The sequence below is a fragment of the Xanthomonas sp. NCPPB 2866 genome (assembly GCF_041475745.2).
Classification (GTDB): Bacteria; Pseudomonadota; Gammaproteobacteria; order Xanthomonadales; family Xanthomonadaceae; genus Xanthomonas; species Xanthomonas arboricola.
On the sequence record NZ_CM192975.1, the window covers coordinates 788,401 to 806,676 of the forward strand.

Consider the following 18,276-nt stretch of genomic DNA (forward strand, 5'->3'; position numbering starts at 1 on the left):
GCGTCTCCGCGCCGGCGACGATCACCCGGTTCATCCCGAAGCGCACACCACGCTCCCAATCGTTCTCGTGTGCGGCTGCTCAATCGCTGCGTGCCGGGAGCGCAGACGCATGCTGTCTGCCGTCTGAGCGCGCTGCATCAGTCGCCCGCGCCGCATGCGCGCAGCATGCTTGAACCCGGCAGGGGCGTCCCCACCTCATTGGAAACCCCCGGAGGACCCATGGACCCCAGCCAGAACCCCAACATCGTTCACGCCACCACCATCATCTCGGTTCGGCGTGGTGGGCATGTCGCCGTTGCCGGCGATGGCCAGGTCACCCTTGGCCACACCGTCATGAAGGGCAATGCGCGCAAGGTGCGCCGGCTCGGCCGCGAGGGGCAGGTGCTGGCCGGTTTTGCCGGCGCCGCCGCCGATGCGTTCACCCTGTTCGAGCTGTTCGAAGCCAAGCTCGACAAGCATGGGCAACTGACCCGTGCCGCCGTGGAGCTGGCCAAGGATTGGCGCACCGAGCGCCGCCTGGGCAAGCTTGAGGCGCTGCTTGCGGTCGCCGACAAGGAAACCTCGTTGATCATCAGCGGGACCGGCGATGTGATCGAACCGGAAGACGGCATCATCGCCATCGGTTCGGGCGGTTCCTACGCTCTGTCGGCTGCCCGCGCGCTGCTGGCGCACACCGAACTCGATGCCAAGACCATCGCCACCGAAGCGATCAACATCGCCGGCGATATCTGCATTTATACCAATCGCAATGTGGTGGTCGAAGAGCTGTGAATCGGGATTTGGGATTGGGGATTCGCAAAAGCACTCCTTTCCCTGCGCCCGGACACGCATCGATCGTTCCTACTCCGCTTTTACGAATCCCCAATCCCCAATGCCAAATTCCGATACTTCAACCATGACTCCGCGCGAAATCGTGCAGGAGCTCGACCGTCATATCGTTGGCCAGCACGATGCCAAGCGTGCGGTTGCCATCGCGCTGCGTAATCGTTGGCGCCGCATGCAGCTGCCCGAAGAGCTGCGCAACGAGGTGATGCCCAAGAACATCCTGATGATCGGCCCGACCGGCGTCGGCAAGACCGAGATCGCGCGGCGTCTGGCCACCTTGGCCAATGCGCCGTTCGTCAAGGTGGAAGCCACGCGCTTTACCGAGGTCGGCTATGTCGGCAAGGATGTGGAACAGATCATTCGCGACCTGGCCGACACCTCGGTCAAGCTGTATCGCGAACAGGCCAAGGTGCGCGTGCGCAACCAGGCCGAAGAACGCGCCGAAGATCGCCTCCTGGATGCGCTGCTGCCGCGCCGTGCGGCCGGGATCGGGTTCGATCCGGAAGCGGCGCGCAACGAGCCCTCGTCGCAGGACAATGACACCCGCATCAAGTTCCGCCGCATGCTGCGCAATGGCGAACTGGACGAGCGCGAGATCGAGCTGGAAGTGGCGGTCAACGCCAGCATGGACATCATGACCCCGCCGGGCATGGAAGAAATGGGCCAGCAGTTGCGGCAGATGTTTTCCAACCTGGGCAGCGGCAAGTCGCAGAAGCGCAAGCTCACCATCAAGGCCGCGCGCCCGCTGCTGATCGAAGAAGAAGCCGGCAAGCTGGTCAACGAAGACGACGTACGTGCGGCGGCGATCGAAGCCTGCGAGCAGCACGGCATCGTGTTCATCGATGAAATCGACAAGGTCGCCAAGCGTGGCGAAGCCGGCTCCAATGGCGGCGATGTCAGTCGCGAGGGCGTGCAGCGCGATCTGTTGCCGCTGGTGGAAGGTTCCAACGTGTCGACCAAGTACGGCACGGTCAAGACCGACCATATCCTGTTCATCGCCTCCGGCGCGTTCCATCTGGCCAAGCCCAGCGATCTGATTCCCGAATTGCAGGGCCGTTTCCCGATCCGTGTCGAATTGACCGCGCTGACCAAGGCCGATTTCGTGCGCATCCTCACCGAGCCCAAGGCGGCGTTGATCAAGCAGTACGAAGCCCTGCTGCAGACCGAGGGTGTGCGCCTGACCTTCGGCGCGGATGCAGTGGAGCGCCTTGCCGAGATCGCCGCGCAGGTCAACGAGCGGCAGGAAAACATCGGAGCGCGCCGCCTTCACACGGTGCTGGAGCGTCTGCTCGATGTGCTGAGTTATGAGGCGCCGGATCGCGACGGCCAGAGCGTCACGGTCGATGCGGCCTATGTCGATGCGCAGCTCGGCGAGCTGGTGCAGGACCCGGACCTGAGCCGCTATATCCTCTGACGGCGAGGGCACCGCACTAGAGAGTTGGTCGGTGGCCGCGTGAAAAGCTGTTTGCCGAAAGTGTGTCGGACTTCGAGCCGGCGCATCAGGGGCACGGCGTGCATCACGCACTGCCCTTGCTGCTCTTAAGCAAGCACACCGACCATCTCGACTTGGTCCTTGCCCGCCCACCGTCGCGGGACCTTACGCGGCATGGATGCCGCGTAAGAGCCTACACGGACGTACTTGCGGCGTGTCCTGCGATGGTGGGCGGGCAAGGGCCTCGCAGCCAAGCCGCAGATCAAGCGCTCTGCAGCCAAACCGCTGCACCCAAACCGCTCAGTCCTCGCCGATATCCTCGTTCCACACGTCCGGGTTGGCCGAGATATAGCCGCCCAGCAGGTCGATGCATTCCTGGCTCTGCAGGTCGATGACAGTGACGCCGTGCTCGCGCAGCCAGGACACGCCGCCCTGGAAGGTGACCGACTCGCCGACCACCACGGTGCCGATATTGAACTGGCGCACCAGCCCGCTGCAGTACCAGCACGGCGCCAGCGTGGTGACCATGATGGTGTCCTTGTAGCGGCGCTGCCGGCCGGCCTTGCGGAAGGCATCGGTTTCCCCATGCACGGAGGGATCGTTTTCCTGCACGCGGCGGTTGTGGCCGCAACCGAGCAGACGTCCGTCGTTGTGGTACAGCGCCGCGCCGATCGGGATGCCGCCTTCGGCCAGGCCCTGGCGGGCTTCGGCAATGGCGGTGTCGAGCAGTGCGCGGTAGTCGGGGGTGGTGATCATGCAGGCTCCTGGGTGGCGGCGTCGGCGCGACGCAGCATGTCGATGTGGGGAATGCCGTCTTCCAGATACGGTGCGGACGAGGGCGTGAAACCGTGTGCGGCGTAGAACGCCTGCAGGTGTGCCTGCGCGCCGAGTTGCACGGCGCTGGCGGGCCACTGCCGGTGCACCAGCCGCAAGCCTTCCCGCAGTAATGCGTGTGCGAAGCCGTGGCCGCGCTGCGTGGTGGAAATCACTACCCGGCCGATGCTCGGCTCGGGGTAACTCACACCGGGCGGTAGCACGCGCAGATAGGCGGCCAACGCACCGTCGTCGGTGCTGCCGAGCAGATGCAGCACACCCGGCAGGCTGTCCTTGCCATCCAGCTCCGGATACGCGCACTGCTGCTCCACCACGAACACATCCGAGCGCAGCCGCAGCAGCGCGTACAACTGCGTGGTGCTCAGTTGGTCGAAGCGCAGGCATTGCCAGTGCAGCGAGGATGGGGACAGGGACGACATCACCGCATGATAGCGGCTGCGTCGCGTCAGTCGACCGCGCTGTCGGTGTCGATCGCCACCACCACCGACATGCCCGGGCGCAGCCGCGGTGCCAGCGCCTGGTTGGGGTCGACGCTGATGCGCAGCGGAATGCGCTGGGCGATCTTGACGAAGTTGCCGGTGGCGTTGTCGGCCGGCAGCACGCTGAATTCCGAGCCGGCGGCCGGGGAGATTTCCTGCACACGGCCGTGCAGACGCGCATTGTCCAGCGCATCCACGGTAAAACTGGCGCGTTGCCCGATGCGGATCTTGGCCATCTGGGTTTCCTTGAAATTGGCCACGATCCACAACGTGTCCGGCACCAGCGACATCAGCTGCGTGCCATTGGTGACGTAGGCGCCCTGGCGCACGCCGAGCTGGCCGAGCTGGCCATCGCGCGGGGCCAGGATGCGGGTGTTGTCCAGATTGATCTGCGCCAGTTGCACGGCCGCTTGCGCATTGGCCACCGCCGCTTCCAGCGCGGCGCGATTGACGGTGACGCTGCGTGCGTTCTCCTCGGCGGCCTGCACGGCGGCGCGCGCCTGCGCCACGCCGGCATCGGCCTGCGCACGTGCGGCGAAGGCGGTGTCGCGGTCCTGTTCGGATACCAGTTTCTGCTCGGCCAACTGCTGCGCGCGCGCATACGCCGAGCGGGTGCGGTCGCGCTGGGCCTGATTGCTGCTCAGTGCGGCGCGTTGTTCGGCGATGGTGGCATCGGCGCTATGCCGCTGCTGGTCCCAGTTGGACAGGTTGGCCTGCGCGGTCTGCAGCTGCGCCCTGGCCTGTTCGAGCTGCTGGGCATAGATGCGGTCGTCGATCCTGGCCAGCAACTGACCGTGTTTGACGTGGGCGAAGTCCTGCACCGGCACCTCGGTGACATACCCGCTGACCTGCGGCGCGATCACCGTGATCTGGCCATGCACCATCGCGTTTTCGGTGCGCTCGACGGCGCTGACGAACGGCGGCAGGCGCCATGCATACAGCACCAGTGCGACACCGAGCAGGGCCAGCCCGCCGAAGCCGATCACGCCACCGATGCGGCGGCGCCTGCGGCGTTGCAGATCGGCAGGAGAGGTTGAAGCTGCAGGTGTATTCATGGGCGCGCGGTGGAAGCAGGAGAGGGGGACGCAGCGGGTGGGCGCAGATAACGCCGCCACACCAGCACGGACAGGATCCACAGCCCGGTGGCGATGGCGATGCAGCCGATCAACAGGAACACGTCGTTATAGGCGAGCACATTGGCTTCGCGCGTGGCCACGCTGCCCAGGGCGCGCACGCCCTGGGCCTGGCGCAGGGCCGGGTCGCCGATGCTGCGGCCGTACAGCGCGGCATAGGCCTGCACGCGCGCGGCCACTTGCGGGTCGGTCAATGCCAGATGTTCGACCAGCTGGCTGGAATGGTATTTCTCGCGCACGACCTGCACGGTGCCGAGCAGCGCGCTGCCGAGCAGGCCGCCCATGTTCTGTGCCATGCCGAACAGCACGATGAAGCTGATCAGATTGCCGGGCTGCGCGATAACCCGGCCCAGCCCGGCCACCATCGCCGGGCCGATGAAAAAGGTGCTGCCAAAGGCGAGCAGGAACTGGCTGACGTACATCTGCTCCGGGCGGGTGAGGCTGGTGGCATCGGCATCCATGAAACAGCCGATGCAGATCGCCGCCACCGCAATGATCAGATGCTCGGCCACCCGCGCCGGATTGATCAGCCACGCGCTGGCGGCAACGCCGACCACTGCACCCAGCAACATCAGCGCGAACAGGGTCTGCAGCTGCGTGTTGGCCAGCCCCAGGGTCTGGAAGAAGCCGATCGCGCCGGTGCTCTGCTCGGACAGCACCAGCCGGATCAGCAGGATCGCCAGGCCCAGCCGCAGCATGTCGCCGCTGGCCAGCCAGCGCGTGTTGATCATCGGGTTGCGGCGGTTGTGCTCGATCCACGCCGCCGTGCACAGCAGCACGATGGAGGCCGCCAGCACCACGCCCAGCCACGGTGTGCTGGTCCACCACAGCAGCCGCCCCAGCGACAGCACCGCCGCCAGCCCGGCCGACCCGGCCGCAAACAGGCTGAAGGTGAGGAAATCCAGCGGCTCGAACACGCGATAGCGGTCGCTGGGTGGCAGCTTGAGCGCCAGCACGCAGGCCAGCGCGAACACCGCCAGGCCCAGTTCGAACAGGTACAGGCCCTGCCACTGCGCAAATTCCAGCAGATCGGTGGAGAACACCCGCGCCAATGGCAGCGCCAGCTGGGTCACCCCCAGCCCGGTCACCACCGCCTTGAGCCGGTATTTGGCCGGGAACGCCTGGATCACGTAATACAGCCCCAGCGAGCTGAGCGCGGCGCCCACCAATCCGTGCGCGGCACGCACGGTGATCGCCGAGCTCAGGCTGTGCACAAACAGATGCGCGAAGGCGATGACCGCATACAGCGCCAGGAAGATCTCGGTGAAGCGCCGCAGCCCGAACTGCTGGCGGAACTTCACCAGCAGCAGGTTGGCCGACATGTTGGTCATCACGTAGGCGGCCGGCAGCCAGGCCATTTCGGTGGCGTAGGCGCCCAGCGTGCCCTGCAAATAGGTCAGGTTGGCGGTGACCAGCGCATTGCTCAGCCCGCCGGTCAGCGCCACCACCACGCCCACCAGCCCGTACTGGATGCGGCGCCGGGTAGAGTGCAGGGGGGTGGAGGCCGACCCGGGCAGGGTGGGCTTCTCGTGGGGCTGCCAGTCGCGCTGGACGTACTTGTCGTGCACGCAGGGCTCGCAGGGCCGGTCGCAGGGAAGGCAGCGATTGTGGTCCGGTTGCGGTCATGGCGGCGTCAGCAGTGCGATAATCCGCCCATGAGCGAATCCCCCTATACCTCCGGTACCACCCATTTCGGCTTCCGCGACGTCGCTGCCAAGGACAAGCAGAAGCTGGTCGGCGAAGTGTTCACCTCGGTCGCGCGCAACTACGACCTGATGAACGATCTGATGAGTCTGGGCGTGCACCGCGCATGGAAACGCTACTTCGTGGCGACCGCGCAGGTGAAGCCGGGCGACCGTGTGCTGGACCTGGCCGGCGGTACCGGCGACATCGCCGTGCTGCTCAAGGAGCGCGTCGGCAACGAGGGCGCGGTGGTGCTGGGCGACATCAACGCCGGCATGCTGTCGGTGGGCCGCGACCGGCTCACCAACCGCGGCCTGGTGGCCGGCTTCGATTACGTGCAATGCAACGCCGAGGCGCTGCCGTTCCCCGATCAGAACTTCGATCTGGTGACCATTTCCTTCGGCCTGCGCAATGTCACCGACAAGGACGCCGCGCTGCGCGAGATGTACCGCGTGTTGAAGGTGGGCGGGCAGGCGCGCGTGCTGGAATTTTCCGAAGTCACCGCCGACTGGTTCAAGCCGATCTACGACTTCCACTCGTTCAAGATCCTGCCCAGGCTGGGCCAGCTGTTCGCGCGCGACGCCGACAGCTACCAGTACCTGGCAGAAAGCATCCGCAAGCACCCGCCGCAGGAATCGCTCAAGGGCATGATGGGCGAGGCCGGATTTGCGCGTTGCCATTACAAGAACCTGACCGGCGGCATCGTGGCGATCCACTCCGGCTACAAGATCTGACCCGGATCCGACCCAGCGTGATCTGAGCGTCCGGTCCGGCGCGCAGCATGCGCCGGACATCGCGCGTCGGACATCGCACGAGCACGCCATGCTCGTGTTCGCTTGCCGCACGATTGCACTGTGCGCAGGTGCGTTTGCCGACAAACTTTTGAGACTCCCGTCGCGTTGGCTCCACCGACGGTCGGCGACACTAGGCGCTCTTTTGCCGGAGACGTGGATGCGCTTGTACGCAGGGTTGTCGCGCGTGTTTCCCCGCTCCTTCAGCGCCAAGCTGCTGGCGGTGACCTTTGTCGGCATCCACCTGCCGTTGCTGTTGTTGATCGCCTGGCTGGCCGCGCAAAGCGAGTTGAGCGGGCGCCCGCTGTGGTCGGTGGTGATCGTGGCGCTGCTGGCCACGCTGGCTGGCACTGCGGCGACCCTGTCGGCCCTGTATCGCCTGCTCGCACCGCTGCGCATTGCCGCCGACGCACTGGATGCGTATTACGCCGATCAACGTCTGCCCAGCCTGCCCGAACATGGCGACGACGAACTGGGGCGGTTGCTGCGTGGCATCAATCGCAGCCTGCGCGGCATCGATGCCGGCATGCGCGATCTGAAGAAGCACGCCTTGTTCGACCCGCTGACCGAGGCCTTGAATCGGCGCGGCTGCGAACAGGCGATGTGCGATTCTGTCACCGCCGCGCAGCGCGAAGGCTGGCCGTTCGTGCTGTTCGTGCTGGACATGGACAACCTCAAGCCGATCAACGACCGCTTCGGCCATCTGGCCGGCGATCGCGTGCTGGTAAGGCTGGTGGAATCTGCCTACGGCTGGCTGGGCGCGCAGGACTGGATCGGGCGCTGGGGCGGCGACGAGTTCCTGATCGGCGTGCATGCCAGCGAGGACGACGCCACGCTCAAGCTCAATCAATGGCTGTCGATGCTCGAACGCGAGGATGCCGACGAGGCGCCGCTGCATGTGAGCGCCGGCAGCGCGGTGTGCGAGCGTGGCCTGGATGCCACCGAGCTGTATCGCCGCGCCGATGCGGCGATGTATCGCGCCAAGTTCTCCGGTGGCCGGCGTCTGGTGCGCGACGGACATGACAGTCCGCGCAGCCATCCGGTGGTTTAGGCGCTCCGGCAATCACCTGGCGGCCGGGTCGCAGGCGGGTGCGCGCTAGGCACGGGTAGCCTGAGTTACGCCATTGACGCGGTTGCTGCGTAAGGTTCGCGCCGATCCGGCCAGCGACATGCACGGTGTCCCCAGCCGGCGCGGGTTGAGCGGCCGGCACGTGCTCGCCATCGGCCGCACGGGCAGGCAACCGCCCGGGGCGTTAAAATGCCCAATTCCCTCGCTGCGGTGCCGTCGATGCGCTTCCCGTTCCTGTCGCTGTCCCTGGCCGTGTCCATTGCGCTGGCCGGCTGTTCCAACGAGTCCACGCCGCCGGCCGCCAGCACCGCCGCGCCGGCCACCACTGCCAAGGCCCCCGTGAAAGCAGACGCCCGCAACCACGACGAAAGCTCCTACGCCCAGCCGCAGCTGGTGGTCATCAAAGATCTGGCGCTGGACCTGAAGCTGGATTTCGACGCCAAGCAGATCGGCGGCACCGCCACCTACACGCTGGAATGGAAGGACAAGGCCGCCAAGCAGCTGGTGCTGGACACGCGCGAGCTGAGCATTGCGCAGGTGCAGGCCGACGACGGCAAGGGCACGCTGGCGCCGCTGAAGTTCGCGCTGGCGCCGGCCGACAAGACCTTCGGCAGCAAGCTCACCATCGAGGCGCCGAATCAGCCGGCCAAGGTCGTGATCACCTATCACACCGCGCCGACCGCCTCCGGCCTGCAGTGGCTGGAGCCGTCGATGACCGAAGGCAAGCAGTTGCCTTTCATGTTCAGCCAGTCGCAGGCGATCCACGCGCGTAGCTGGGTGCCGTTGCAGGACACCCCGAGCGTGCGCTTCACCTACAGCGCGCACGTGACCTCGCGCCCGGACGTGATGGTGCTGATGAGCGCCGACAACGACCCCAAGGCCGCGCGCGACGGCGACTACAGCTTCAAGATGCCCGAGCCGATTCCGTCCTATCTGCTGGCGATCGCTGCCGGCGACGTGGTGTTCAAGCCGATTTCCGCGCGCTCGGGCGTCTGGGCCGAGCCGGCCATGGCCGGCAAGGCCGCCAAGGAATTCGAAGACACCGAAAAGATGATCGGTGCGGCCGAAAAACTCTATGGCCCGTATCGCTGGGGCCGTTACGACATGCTGGTGCTGCCGCCGTCGTTCCCGTTCGGCGGCATGGAGAATCCGCGCCTGACCTTCGCCACGCCCACCGTGATCGTCGGCGACAAGTCGCTGGTCTCGCTGGTCGCGCACGAACTGGCGCATAGCTGGTCCGGCAACCTGGTGACCAATGCCAGCTGGAAGGACATCTGGCTCAACGAAGGCTTCACCACCTACGTGCAGGCCCGCATCACCGAAGCGCTGTATGGCGTGGAGATGGCCGAGATGGAGCGCGAGATCGACCAGGGCGACCTGCTGGCCGAAGTGAAGGGCATGGCGCCGGCCGACCAGGCGCTGGCGCTGCCGCCGCTGGCCGAGCGCGACCCCGACGAGGCCCTGAGCCAGGTGGCCTACGTCAAGGGCGCGTGGTTCCTGCAGTTCCTGGAGCAGCGCTTCGGCCGCGAGGTATTCGACCCGTTCCTGCGCGGCTGGTTCGAAGATCATGCGTTCCAGAGCGCCACCACCGACCAGTTCGTCGATTACCTCAACAAGAACCTGCTGGACAAGCATCCCAACACGGTCAGCGCGGCCGAGGTGGATGCGTGGTTGAAGCAGCCGGGCATCCCGGCCTTCGCCGCCAAGGCACGCTCGCGCAGCTTCTCGATCGTGGACACCGCGCGCATTGCCTGGAGCGGCAGCGGCACGCTGCCGAGCAAGCAGGTCACCGGCGAATGGGGCACACAGGAATGGGTGCACTTCCTCAGCGGCATGGGCGCCACGCTCAAGCCCGAGCAGCTCAAGCAGCTGGATGAGACCTACCACTTCACCGGCACCCCGAACGGCGAAATCGCCATGCGCTGGTATCCGCTGGCGATCCGCAGCGGCTACACCGATGCGCGCCCCGCTGCAGGCGAGTTCATCGAACGCGTCGGCCGCCGCAAGCTGGTGCTGCCGATCTACGCCGAGTTGTTGAAGACCTCGGACGGCATCGCCTTCGCCGAGCAGGCCTTCGAAAAGGCCAAGCCCAGCTACCACCCGATCACCACCGCATCGGTGGCCGAGATGATCGCCAAGGCCAAGGCAGCACCGCCGGCGCAGCCGCAGCCGTAATGGCAGGGGAGGGCGTTGTAGACGCCCTCCCGCCGCTTTCCTTGCTGCATCGTGCGGGCAGTACCGCGCCCTGCAATCGCCGCTGTAGGAGCGCACCCGGGCGCGACGTGGCGTTACCGGGAATGCTCCATCGCGCCCGGGTGCGCTCCTACGCTGTGTGGCCGTTTGATCGCGGCTGTCGCGGGCAGGCTGGTATCGTTGCCGCTGCCTTTCATGCCTTCCGGAGTCGACGATGAAGTATCTGCTGAGCGCGGCCTTGTGCGTCGCTGCAGTGAGTGGCTGTACCGACCGCGAGGCGCAGCGTCAGGCGCAGGCAAGCGCGCAGGCGCAAGCCAAGCAACAGCAGGCCGACGCACTCGCCAAGCAATACGACGAGGCGGTGAAGGCCGGTAACTGGGACATGGCACGCGCGCATGGCGCCGCACTGCTGGAAGGCTACGCTGGCACCGCGGCGGCCACACGCATCGAACCCGGCTATGCCGACATCAAGGCCAAGGGCGACCAGGCGCGCGAACTGCGCCGCATGCAGGCGTTGTGGCAGTACTCGCAGGTGCCCGCGAAGGGCGGCACGCAGCGCTCGGCGATGATCGATGCCAAGAGCCGCGTGGATGTCGACGGCAGCGGCCCCAAGCCGGTGAGCCTGGTGTTCCGTGATCACCCGCAATGGAAACGCCACAGCTACCTCGTGCTCAAGGCCGGCGACTTCAATTGCTATGGCGGCTGCAAGGTGCAGGTCTCGGCCGATGGTGGCGCAGCACGCCCGATGGCCGCGCACCGCCCCGACACCGATGAAGCGATCGCGATGTTCATCGACGACGACAAGGCGCTGTGGAAGCTGGTGCGCAATGCCAAGCGCATCAGCATCGCGTTCCCGGTGAAAGCCGGCGGCACGCGCACGGCAGAGTTCGAAGTGGGTGGCCTGGATACCACCCAGATGCCGGGCTGGAAGTAGGCGCACCGCCCTTGCACGGCACTAGCTGCGCAGCCGGTGCACGGCATCGGCATAGGAGCTGGTGCATTCGGGTGCGTGCGCGATGTGCGTTCCCTGACGGCTTGCGGCGTTGCCTCAACCATCTCTGGAGTCTCCTCACGTATGGACGCCATGGCCATCACACAGATCTCTCCCGCGTTGTCCGGTTACCGCCATTGGGTGTTCGACATGGACGGCACGCTGACTGAAGCGGTGCACGATTTCGCGTTGATCCGACGCGCGTTGGAGATCCCGCCCGAGGCGGACATCCTGCACCACCTGGCATCGCTGCCGGCCGAGCAGGCCGCAGCCAAACACGCCTGGTTGCTTGAGCACGAGCGTGAACTCGCACAGGCCGCACAGCCCGCACCCGGTGCAGTGGCGCTAGTGCGTGCGTTGCAGGCAGCCGGATGCCGGCTCGGCATGCTCACCCGCAATGCGCGCGCATTGGCGCAGGTGACATTGCAGGCGATCGGCCTGCACGATGCATTCGCCTGGGACGACATCGTCGGCCGCGATGAGGCCGCCCCCAAACCCGCACCCGATGGCCTGCAGTATTTTGCGCAACGCTGGGCGGTGGATGGCGCAGCACTGGTCATGGTCGGTGATCACCACAACGACCTGGCCTGTGGCCGTGCAGCCGGTGCCTGCACCGTGCTGGTCAACACACCCGGCGATCCATGGCCCGGCCTTGCCGACTGGCGGTTGCAGGATTGCACGCAGTTGCTGGCGCAGTGGAACCGCTAGCGTGAGGTTTGGCGAGTAGACCAGACGCACGGAAGGACCGGTCGCGATGCATGGCTGGCCGCGTGTCGCTGGATGACGATGACGATCAGGACACCGTCATCGCATTGGAAGTGACATGCGCTCGAAGGGGCGTGGACGCTGCTGAATCTTGCAACGCGTCATCAGCAAGCCGGACAGCACACGGCTGTCTGCGCCGTACCCTCATCCGCCCTTCGGGCGCCTTCTCCCGAAGGGAGAAGGGAAACGCGGCAGCACCCCGTTCGACGACGTAGCTGGCCTTCGGTGAGGTGTTGCCTTGCGCAAGCCACAGCAAGCTATGTCGCCTCAAGCGTGCAAGGTGCGCAGCACTGACTGACAGGCAGTCCCACCCCCGCTGCACCATCCATGTCACAGCACGCCCGGCGCAAACTGTGCCAGAACCGTGACAGTGCGCCTTGCGCAAGCGACTGCCATCACAACAAACCCTGCTGCTCCAACATGGTGCGTCGCACCAGTGCGCTGGCATGGCGTTTGCTCTTTCCCTCTCGACGTTTCCGACGTCCGCGGTGCAACTGGCGGGTGCAACGCCTGCGCTGCGGAATGTTTCAACCGACTGGTTGTTCAATCGAGAGGGGTAGACGCATATGCACCAATCTTCCTGTCGCAGCCTGCGCAGCAGTGTGCTGCTCATGCTTGCGCTGAGCGCCGCGTTGGCCGGCTGCAAGAAAGACGCCGCCACGGAAACGACAACGCCTGCACCGGCCGCCACTCCCGCAGCCGCGCCGGCCGCCGCCACCGTGGTCGATACCGACAGCGAGTTCACCACCAATGCCAGCAACCCGGATAACTGGGGCGGCATCGGGCGCGACTTCGCGCTCACCCGGCACAGCCCGCTGGCCGAGATCAATCGCGACAACGTCAAGAACCTGAAGATGTCGTGGGAAATGAAGACCGATGCCACGCGCGGCCACGAAGGCCAGCCGCTGGTGATCGGCAGCGTGATGTACATGGTCAGCGCGTATCCGAACAACGTGTTCGCCATCGACCTGGCAGCGCAGGACGACGGCGGCAAGGTGTTGTGGAAGTACACCCCGCAGCAGGACGAACGCTCGGTGGCGGTGGCGTGCTGCGATACGGTCAACCGCGGCGCCTCCTATGCCGATGGCAAGCTGGTGTTCGGCAGCCTGAGCGGCGATGTGATCGCACTCGATGCCAAGACCGGCAAGGAAGTGTGGAAGCAGAAACTCGCGCACCCGGACAAGGGCGAAACCATCACCATGGCGCCGATCATCGCCGACGGCAAGGTGGTGGCCGGCATCAGCGGCAACGAGTTCGGCGTGCTTGGGCGTGTCGCTGCCTACAACCTGGCCGATGGCAAGCAGGCCTGGTCCTGCGATGCGGCCGGTACTGACAAATCGATCTGCCTGGGTGCGGATTTCAACAAGGCCAACCCGCAGCATGGTCAGCTCGGCGATCTGGGCGTCAAGACCTTTCCCAACGACGAATGGAAGCGTGGTGGCGGTGCGGCCTGGGGCTGGTACAGCTACGACCCGAAGTTGAAGCTTCTGTATTACGGCACCGGCAATCCCGGCCTGTGGAGCCCGTCGTATCGCTGCGGCAAGACCTCGCAGGAGGAATGCAACAACGGCGAGCATGACAACAAGTGGTCGATGACCCTGTTCGCGCGCAAGATCGATACCGGCGAAGCGGTGTGGGGCTACCAGAAGACGCCATTCGACCAGTGGGACTACGACGGCATCAACGAGCCGATCCTGGTCGATCTGACCATCGACGGCAAGCAGGTGCCATCGGTGGTGCAGTTCGATCGCAACGGCTTTGCCTACGTGCTCGATCGCCGCGACGGCACCTTGCTGCGCGCGCACAAGTTCGTACCGGCCAACTGGGCCGAACGCATCGACATGAAGACCGGCCGCCCGGTCAAGGTGGCCGCGCATTCGCCGCTGGAGCGCGGCAAGAAGGTGCAGGCCTTCCCGTCGGCGATGGGCGGCAAGGACCAGCAGCCGTGCTCGGTGGATCCGGCCAATGCGGCGGTGTTCTTCTGCGGCACCAACAACTGGCATATGGAGCTGGAACCGCAGGAACGCGGCAACACCATGATGGGCCTGCCCTACGTGTTCGCCAACGTGATGATGAAGCCCAACGAGCCGGGTGCACTGGGCATCGTCAAGGCCTTCGACGTGGTGGAAGGCAAATCCAAGTGGGAGATCAAGGAGAAGTTCCCGGTGTGGAGCGGCACCCTGGTCACCGACGGCGGGCTGGTGTTCTACGGCACGCTGGATGGCTGGTTCCGTGCGGTGGACAAGGACACCGGCAAGAAGCTGTGGGAGATGAAACTGCCCTCTGGCATCATCGGCAACCCGATCGCCTACAAGGCCAATGGGCACCAGTACGTGGCGGTGTTCTCCGGCATCGGTGGCTGGATCGGCCTGCCGGTGGCCGCAGGTCTGGATCCGTCCGATCCGTATGGCGCGCTGGGCGCAGCCGGTTTGGCATTTGGTGCCGGCTTCGACAAGATCCCGCTCGGCGGCATGGTGCACAGCTTCCGGATCGATGGTGCCGGCAAGACCGTGACCGCCAGTGCCACCGCCACGGCGGCTGCAGGCGGCACCGCCAACACCGCAGCGAAGACCGCACGATGAGTTCCACGCAAGGCGTTGGACGCGCGCACCGGCAGTTCGCTGCCGGTGCGCGTGGCATGCACCGGCAGCTGTGTCGGCTGCTGGTGCTTTGCAGCCTCGGGCTCGTCGCCGCAGGCTGCACCCGCGAGCCGTCCTCACCGACGGCTCGCGCTTCTGCTTCCGCTGCGGCGCCCGCGACGGCGGCCTCCACTGCGGCACCGGCCACGGCCAGTGCTCCACCGCCAGCGCCCGATCCGCACGTGCTGCGGGTCTGCGCCGACCCGGGCAACATGCCGCTGTCCAACAAGGCCGGCGAAGGCTTTCAGAACAAGATTGCGCAGGTCGTGGCCGAGGCCATGGGCCGGCGCCTGGAATACGAGTGGCGCACCTATTACCAACGCGGGCTGGCACGCAGCACGATCACTGCCGGCCGCTGCGATGTGTTGATGGACCTCAACAGCGATTTCGAGCAGGGCCTGACCACGCGCCCGCTGTATCGCTCGGCCTATGTGCTGGTGACGCGCAAGGGCCTGGATCTGGTGCCGACATCGCTGGACGATCCGGCGCTGAAAACATTGCGGCTGGGCGTGTTCCAGAGCTCGCCCGCACGCCAGGCCCTGTACGAGCACGGCATCAGCGGCCAGGTGCAGTACCTGTTCTACGACTCGGCCACGGCGCCGGAAGAACATCCCGGCAAGCTGGTCGAGCGCGTCGCCGCCAATGAACTGGATGCGACCGAATCCTGGGGCCCGGTGGCCGGTTATTACGCGCAACGCAGCGGCCTGGGCATGGTGCCGCTCAATACCATCGACGATGCGGTGCTGGAGTATTCGATGGCGTGGGCGGTGTCGCGCAAGAACGCGGACCTGCGCGATGCGTTGAACACGGCCATGCAACAGAGTTCAGCAAAGATCGCCGAGATCCTGCGCAGCTATCACGTGCCGCTGGTGCGCTGTGGCGACTGCGTGGTGGCCGGCGATCTGGCCGCGCACGGGCCGTATGCGACGCCGACGCCGGTGTCCAAGGCGCCAAGCCCGGCCGCGTCCTCGCAGGAGCTGGCGCAGCTGCAACTGCGCATCGCCGACGGTGCCGACCCGAACCAGGAACTGGCGCATGCGCTGGATGCAGGCGACGCGGTGCGTGCGGCGTGGCTGTTGCGGCATGGCGCCGATGCCAACCGTCCCAACCTGCTCGGCGAGCCGCCGTTGCATCAGGCCATCCGCAACCAGGAACCGGATCTGGTCGGCCTGCTGCTCGATGCCGGCGCACGCCTGGATGCGCGCGATGGCAGCGGCTGGACCGCCTTGATGAAGGCGGCCTGGGCCAACGATGCCGGCAGCGTGACCAAGTTGCTCGGCAAGCGCGCGCCGGTGGACACCGTCTCCAGTGATGGCTGGAGCGCGCTGGACCTGGCGGTGTCCTACGCCGATGTCGGTGTGGTGCAGGCCTTGCTCAAGGCGGGCGCGGATGTACGGCGTGCCAATGCCACCGGTTTCACGCCGGTGATGTTTGCGGTGGCGCGCGACGACCCGGCGATGCTCGATGCGGTGCTGGCCGGCGGTGCCGACGTCGGCCACGCCAACCAGGCCGGCGTCACCGCATTGATGCTGGCCGCCGCGGCCGGGCGCGACGCGGTGGCCAAGCGCCTGCTGGCGGCCGGCGCCGACCCTGCCGCACGCAATCGCGACGGCAAGACCGCCGCCGCGCTCGCGCAGGCACGCGGCGACAGCGCGCTGGCCGCCCTGCTCACCGAGGCCAGGCGCCCCTCCCGGCAATGACCGTGTCACCCGCCGCGCGCACGGGGTGCGCGGTGCTCCCTCCGATCAGAAAGGTTCGTTCATGCGCAAGTCCACCGTGGGTTGTTTCGATCGTTCCATGCGCGCACCGCTGTGCGCGGTGATGCTCAGCGTCGTGCTGGCGGCCTGCGGCAAGGACGCACCGCCGCCCGCGCCCGCGCCTGAGGCGGCCACCGCACCGGCTGCCAGCCCGCCGGCGCCGGCCACCGGTACTGCTGCACCTGCGGCGGCGAGCGCCGCGGTGCCCAATCCGGCCGCCGGGCCTGCGCCGGATCCGGCCACGCCGCCCGCAGCGCCGGCCACCGTGGTGCCGATCCCGAAGGGGCCAGAGGTCAATGTCACGCCCGAACTGATCGCCGAGGGCAAGAAGATCTATTTCTCCGCCGGCTGCAATGCCTGCCATGGCGGCACCGGTGGCGGCGGCATGTGCCCGCCGTTGACCAACGACATCTGGGTGTATGGCAGCGACGACGACACCTTGCGCACGCTGATCAGCGAAGGCACCGCCGCGATGATCACCCACGGCAAGACGCGGGTCGGGCATGAAAAGGTGGTCGGGCAGATGCCGCCGTTCGCGCCGGTGCTCAAGCCGGGCGACACCGAAAAACTGCTCGCCTTCATCCATTCGATCAACAAGACCGCGGGCAAGGCGCAATGAGGCCAGCGGCGACCGGTTGGCGGTGCCTGCTTGCGGCAACTGCGCTGGGCGCGCTGCTGGCCTTGGCCGGTTGCCGGCGCGATGCGGAGCCGCCGGCGTCCAACGCTGCGCCGGCGGCAGCGTTGCCTGCAACGAAGGCCGCGGCACCGGTGCCCGCAACGCCGCCGGTATTTGCCTATGTGCCCAACCAGCGCAGCGGCACGGTGTCGGTGATCGATACGCACACCGACACGGTGGTGCGTACGCTCAGTGCGCAGGGGCAACTGGGCAAGCGCCTGCAGCAGGTATTGCCGGGCCCGCAGGGGCATCTGTACCTGATCGATGCCGAGCATCACCGCCTGATCGAACTCGATACCGACAACGACGCGGTGCTGCGCAGCGTGGAGATCGGCGAGAACGCCGAAGGCATTGCGCTGTCGCCGGACGGCAAGCAGTTTGCGGTGTGCGTGGAAGGCCAGAACCAGGTGATGTTGATCGATGCGGCGCAGTTCAGCGTGCAACAGGTGATCGCCACGCGCGGGCAGGCGCCCGAGCACTGCGCCTACACGCCGGACGGGCAGTGGCTGCTCACCAGCAACGAGGGCTCCAACGACATGGACATGATCGAGCTGGCCACCGGTCGCTCGCGTGGCGTGGTCGCCACCAGCGGCCATCCGCGCGGCATGGCGTTCGCGCCCGACGGGCACAGCGTCTACATCGCGCAGGAAACCGCCAACGTGGTCGACGTGATCGACCTGCAGACGCGCCAGCGCCGCGCCAGCCTGCCGGCCGGCGTGCGCACGGCCGGCGTGGCGTTGTCTGCCGACGGCACGCGGCTGTATGCGTCCAACGGCGGTGCCGGCACGCTCAGCGTGATCGATACCAACACTGCGCGCAGTCTCGCCGAAATCGCGGTGGGGCTGCGGCCGTGGAATCCGGCACTGACCCCGGCCGGCGACAAGCTGTATGTCGCCAACGGGCGCTCGAACACGGTCAGCGTGATCGACACCGTCGCGTTGCGCGAGATCAAACAGATCCCCGTCGGCGAACTGCCGTGGGGCGTGGTCATCGCGCGCTGAGCGGCGGG

At 66.5% G+C, this 18,276-nt stretch carries 15 protein-coding genes; 11 read left to right on the plus strand and 4 right to left on the minus strand.

Annotated elements, in window-relative coordinates:
- The first annotated feature begins 219 nt into the window (after positions 1-219).
- A complete protein-coding gene (gene hslV / locus ACCQ04_RS03360; protein ID WP_005997221.1) occupies positions 220-771 on the plus strand; it encodes an ATP-dependent protease subunit HslV in 552 nt (183 codons plus the stop codon).
- 100 nt (positions 772-871) lie between these two features.
- Positions 872-2,239: an ATP-dependent protease ATPase subunit HslU gene (hslU, locus tag ACCQ04_RS03365; RefSeq protein ID WP_104561868.1), complete on the plus strand. Its 1,368-nt coding sequence runs from the start codon at positions 872-874 to the stop codon at positions 2,237-2,239.
- Positions 2,240-2,557: 318 nt separating this feature from the next.
- Here hslU and ACCQ04_RS03370 read toward each other — a convergent pair whose 3' ends face one another.
- Genes ACCQ04_RS03370 through ACCQ04_RS03385 form a run of 4 tightly spaced genes read right to left on the minus strand, consistent with a single transcriptional unit; the run spans position 2,558 to position 6,271 of the window.
- A complete protein-coding gene (locus ACCQ04_RS03370; protein WP_016903626.1) occupies positions 2,558-3,013 on the minus strand; it encodes a nucleoside deaminase in 456 nt (151 codons plus the stop codon).
- Positions 3,010-3,510, minus strand: coding sequence for a GNAT family N-acetyltransferase (locus tag ACCQ04_RS03375; protein ID WP_102252848.1), 501 nt, complete (start codon positions 3,508-3,510; stop codon positions 3,010-3,012). The genes ACCQ04_RS03370 and ACCQ04_RS03375 overlap by 4 nt, the downstream gene beginning before the upstream one ends.
- Positions 3,511-3,536: 26 nt before the next feature.
- Positions 3,537-4,625 carry an HlyD family secretion protein gene (locus ACCQ04_RS03380; RefSeq protein ID WP_102580428.1) on the minus strand — a complete coding sequence of 363 codons (1,089 nt, stop codon included), beginning with the start codon at positions 4,623-4,625 and terminating at the stop codon, positions 3,537-3,539.
- A complete protein-coding gene (locus tag ACCQ04_RS03385; protein ID WP_065049605.1) occupies positions 4,622-6,271 on the minus strand; it encodes an MFS transporter in 1,650 nt (549 codons plus the stop codon). Before ACCQ04_RS03385 ends, ACCQ04_RS03380 begins: the two co-directional genes overlap by 4 nt.
- Before the next feature lie 87 nt (positions 6,272-6,358).
- Between ACCQ04_RS03385 and ubiE the strand changes: the two genes are divergently transcribed.
- The 9 genes from ubiE to ACCQ04_RS03430 all read left to right on the plus strand — a co-directional run bounded on the left by ubiE (position 6,359) and on the right by ACCQ04_RS03430 (position 18,268).
- On the plus strand, positions 6,359-7,120 hold the full coding sequence (gene ubiE, locus ACCQ04_RS03390; RefSeq protein WP_226426857.1) for a bifunctional demethylmenaquinone methyltransferase/2-methoxy-6-polyprenyl-1,4-benzoquinol methylase UbiE: 762 nt from the start codon (positions 6,359-6,361) through the stop codon (positions 7,118-7,120).
- Between the two features lie 217 nt (positions 7,121-7,337).
- The gene (locus ACCQ04_RS03395; RefSeq protein ID WP_226426856.1) at positions 7,338-8,228 is read left to right on the plus strand and encodes a GGDEF domain-containing protein; all 891 of its coding nucleotides are present in this window, start codon (positions 7,338-7,340) and stop codon (positions 8,226-8,228) included.
- 237 nt (positions 8,229-8,465) lie between these two features.
- Positions 8,466-10,421, plus strand: coding sequence for a M1 family metallopeptidase (locus ACCQ04_RS03400; protein ID WP_226427136.1), 1,956 nt, complete (start codon positions 8,466-8,468; stop codon positions 10,419-10,421).
- A 232-nt stretch (positions 10,422-10,653) separates the two neighbouring features.
- Positions 10,654-11,373, plus strand: coding sequence for a hypothetical protein (locus ACCQ04_RS03405; RefSeq protein ID WP_065049601.1), 720 nt, complete (start codon positions 10,654-10,656; stop codon positions 11,371-11,373).
- A 141-nt stretch (positions 11,374-11,514) separates the two neighbouring features.
- A complete protein-coding gene (locus ACCQ04_RS03410) occupies positions 11,515-12,138 on the plus strand; it encodes an HAD family hydrolase (protein ID WP_226426855.1) in 624 nt (207 codons plus the stop codon).
- A 623-nt stretch (positions 12,139-12,761) separates the two neighbouring features.
- Complete coding sequence (locus ACCQ04_RS03415; protein WP_345778019.1) at positions 12,762-14,777, plus strand: methanol/ethanol family PQQ-dependent dehydrogenase; 2,016 nt, start codon at positions 12,762-12,764, stop codon at positions 14,775-14,777.
- Entirely contained in the window at positions 14,774-16,534 is a 1,761-nt protein-coding gene (locus tag ACCQ04_RS03420; protein ID WP_226426853.1) for a quinoprotein dehydrogenase-associated putative ABC transporter substrate-binding protein, read from the plus strand. Before ACCQ04_RS03415 ends, ACCQ04_RS03420 begins: the two co-directional genes overlap by 4 nt.
- A 25-nt stretch (positions 16,535-16,559) precedes the next feature.
- The gene (locus ACCQ04_RS03425; RefSeq protein WP_226426852.1) at positions 16,560-17,210 is read left to right on the plus strand and encodes a c-type cytochrome; all 651 of its coding nucleotides are present in this window, start codon (positions 16,560-16,562) and stop codon (positions 17,208-17,210) included.
- Positions 17,207-18,268: a beta-propeller fold lactonase family protein gene (locus ACCQ04_RS03430; protein WP_226426851.1), complete on the plus strand. Its 1,062-nt coding sequence runs from the start codon at positions 17,207-17,209 to the stop codon at positions 18,266-18,268. Before ACCQ04_RS03425 ends, ACCQ04_RS03430 begins: the two co-directional genes overlap by 4 nt.
- The last annotated feature ends 8 nt before the right edge of the window (positions 18,269-18,276 follow it).

Bases quoted from the DNA above. Each gene is read 5' to 3' on its own strand.
- hslV (WP_005997221.1), top strand. From the start codon at position 220: ATGGACCCCAGCCAGAACCCCAACATCGTTCACGCCACCACCATCATC.
- hslU (WP_104561868.1), top strand. From the start codon at position 872: ATGCCAAATTCCGATACTTCAACCATGACTCCGCGCGAAATCGTGCAG.
- ACCQ04_RS03370 (WP_016903626.1), bottom strand. From the start codon at position 3,013: ATGATCACCACCCCCGACTACCGCGCACTGCTCGACACCGCCATTGCC.
- ACCQ04_RS03375 (WP_102252848.1), bottom strand. From the start codon at position 3,510: ATGTCGTCCCTGTCCCCATCCTCGCTGCACTGGCAATGCCTGCGCTTC.
- ACCQ04_RS03380 (WP_102580428.1), bottom strand. From the start codon at position 4,625: ATGAATACACCTGCAGCTTCAACCTCTCCTGCCGATCTGCAACGCCGC.
- ubiE (WP_226426857.1), top strand. From the start codon at position 6,359: ATGAGCGAATCCCCCTATACCTCCGGTACCACCCATTTCGGCTTCCGC.
- ACCQ04_RS03395 (WP_226426856.1), top strand. From the start codon at position 7,338: ATGCGCTTGTACGCAGGGTTGTCGCGCGTGTTTCCCCGCTCCTTCAGC.
- ACCQ04_RS03400 (WP_226427136.1), top strand. From the start codon at position 8,466: ATGCGCTTCCCGTTCCTGTCGCTGTCCCTGGCCGTGTCCATTGCGCTG.
- ACCQ04_RS03405 (WP_065049601.1), top strand. From the start codon at position 10,654: ATGAAGTATCTGCTGAGCGCGGCCTTGTGCGTCGCTGCAGTGAGTGGC.
- ACCQ04_RS03410 (WP_226426855.1), top strand. From the start codon at position 11,515: ATGGACGCCATGGCCATCACACAGATCTCTCCCGCGTTGTCCGGTTAC.
- ACCQ04_RS03415 (WP_345778019.1), top strand. From the start codon at position 12,762: ATGCACCAATCTTCCTGTCGCAGCCTGCGCAGCAGTGTGCTGCTCATG.
- ACCQ04_RS03420 (WP_226426853.1), top strand. From the start codon at position 14,774: ATGAGTTCCACGCAAGGCGTTGGACGCGCGCACCGGCAGTTCGCTGCC.
- ACCQ04_RS03430 (WP_226426851.1), top strand. From the start codon at position 17,207: ATGAGGCCAGCGGCGACCGGTTGGCGGTGCCTGCTTGCGGCAACTGCG.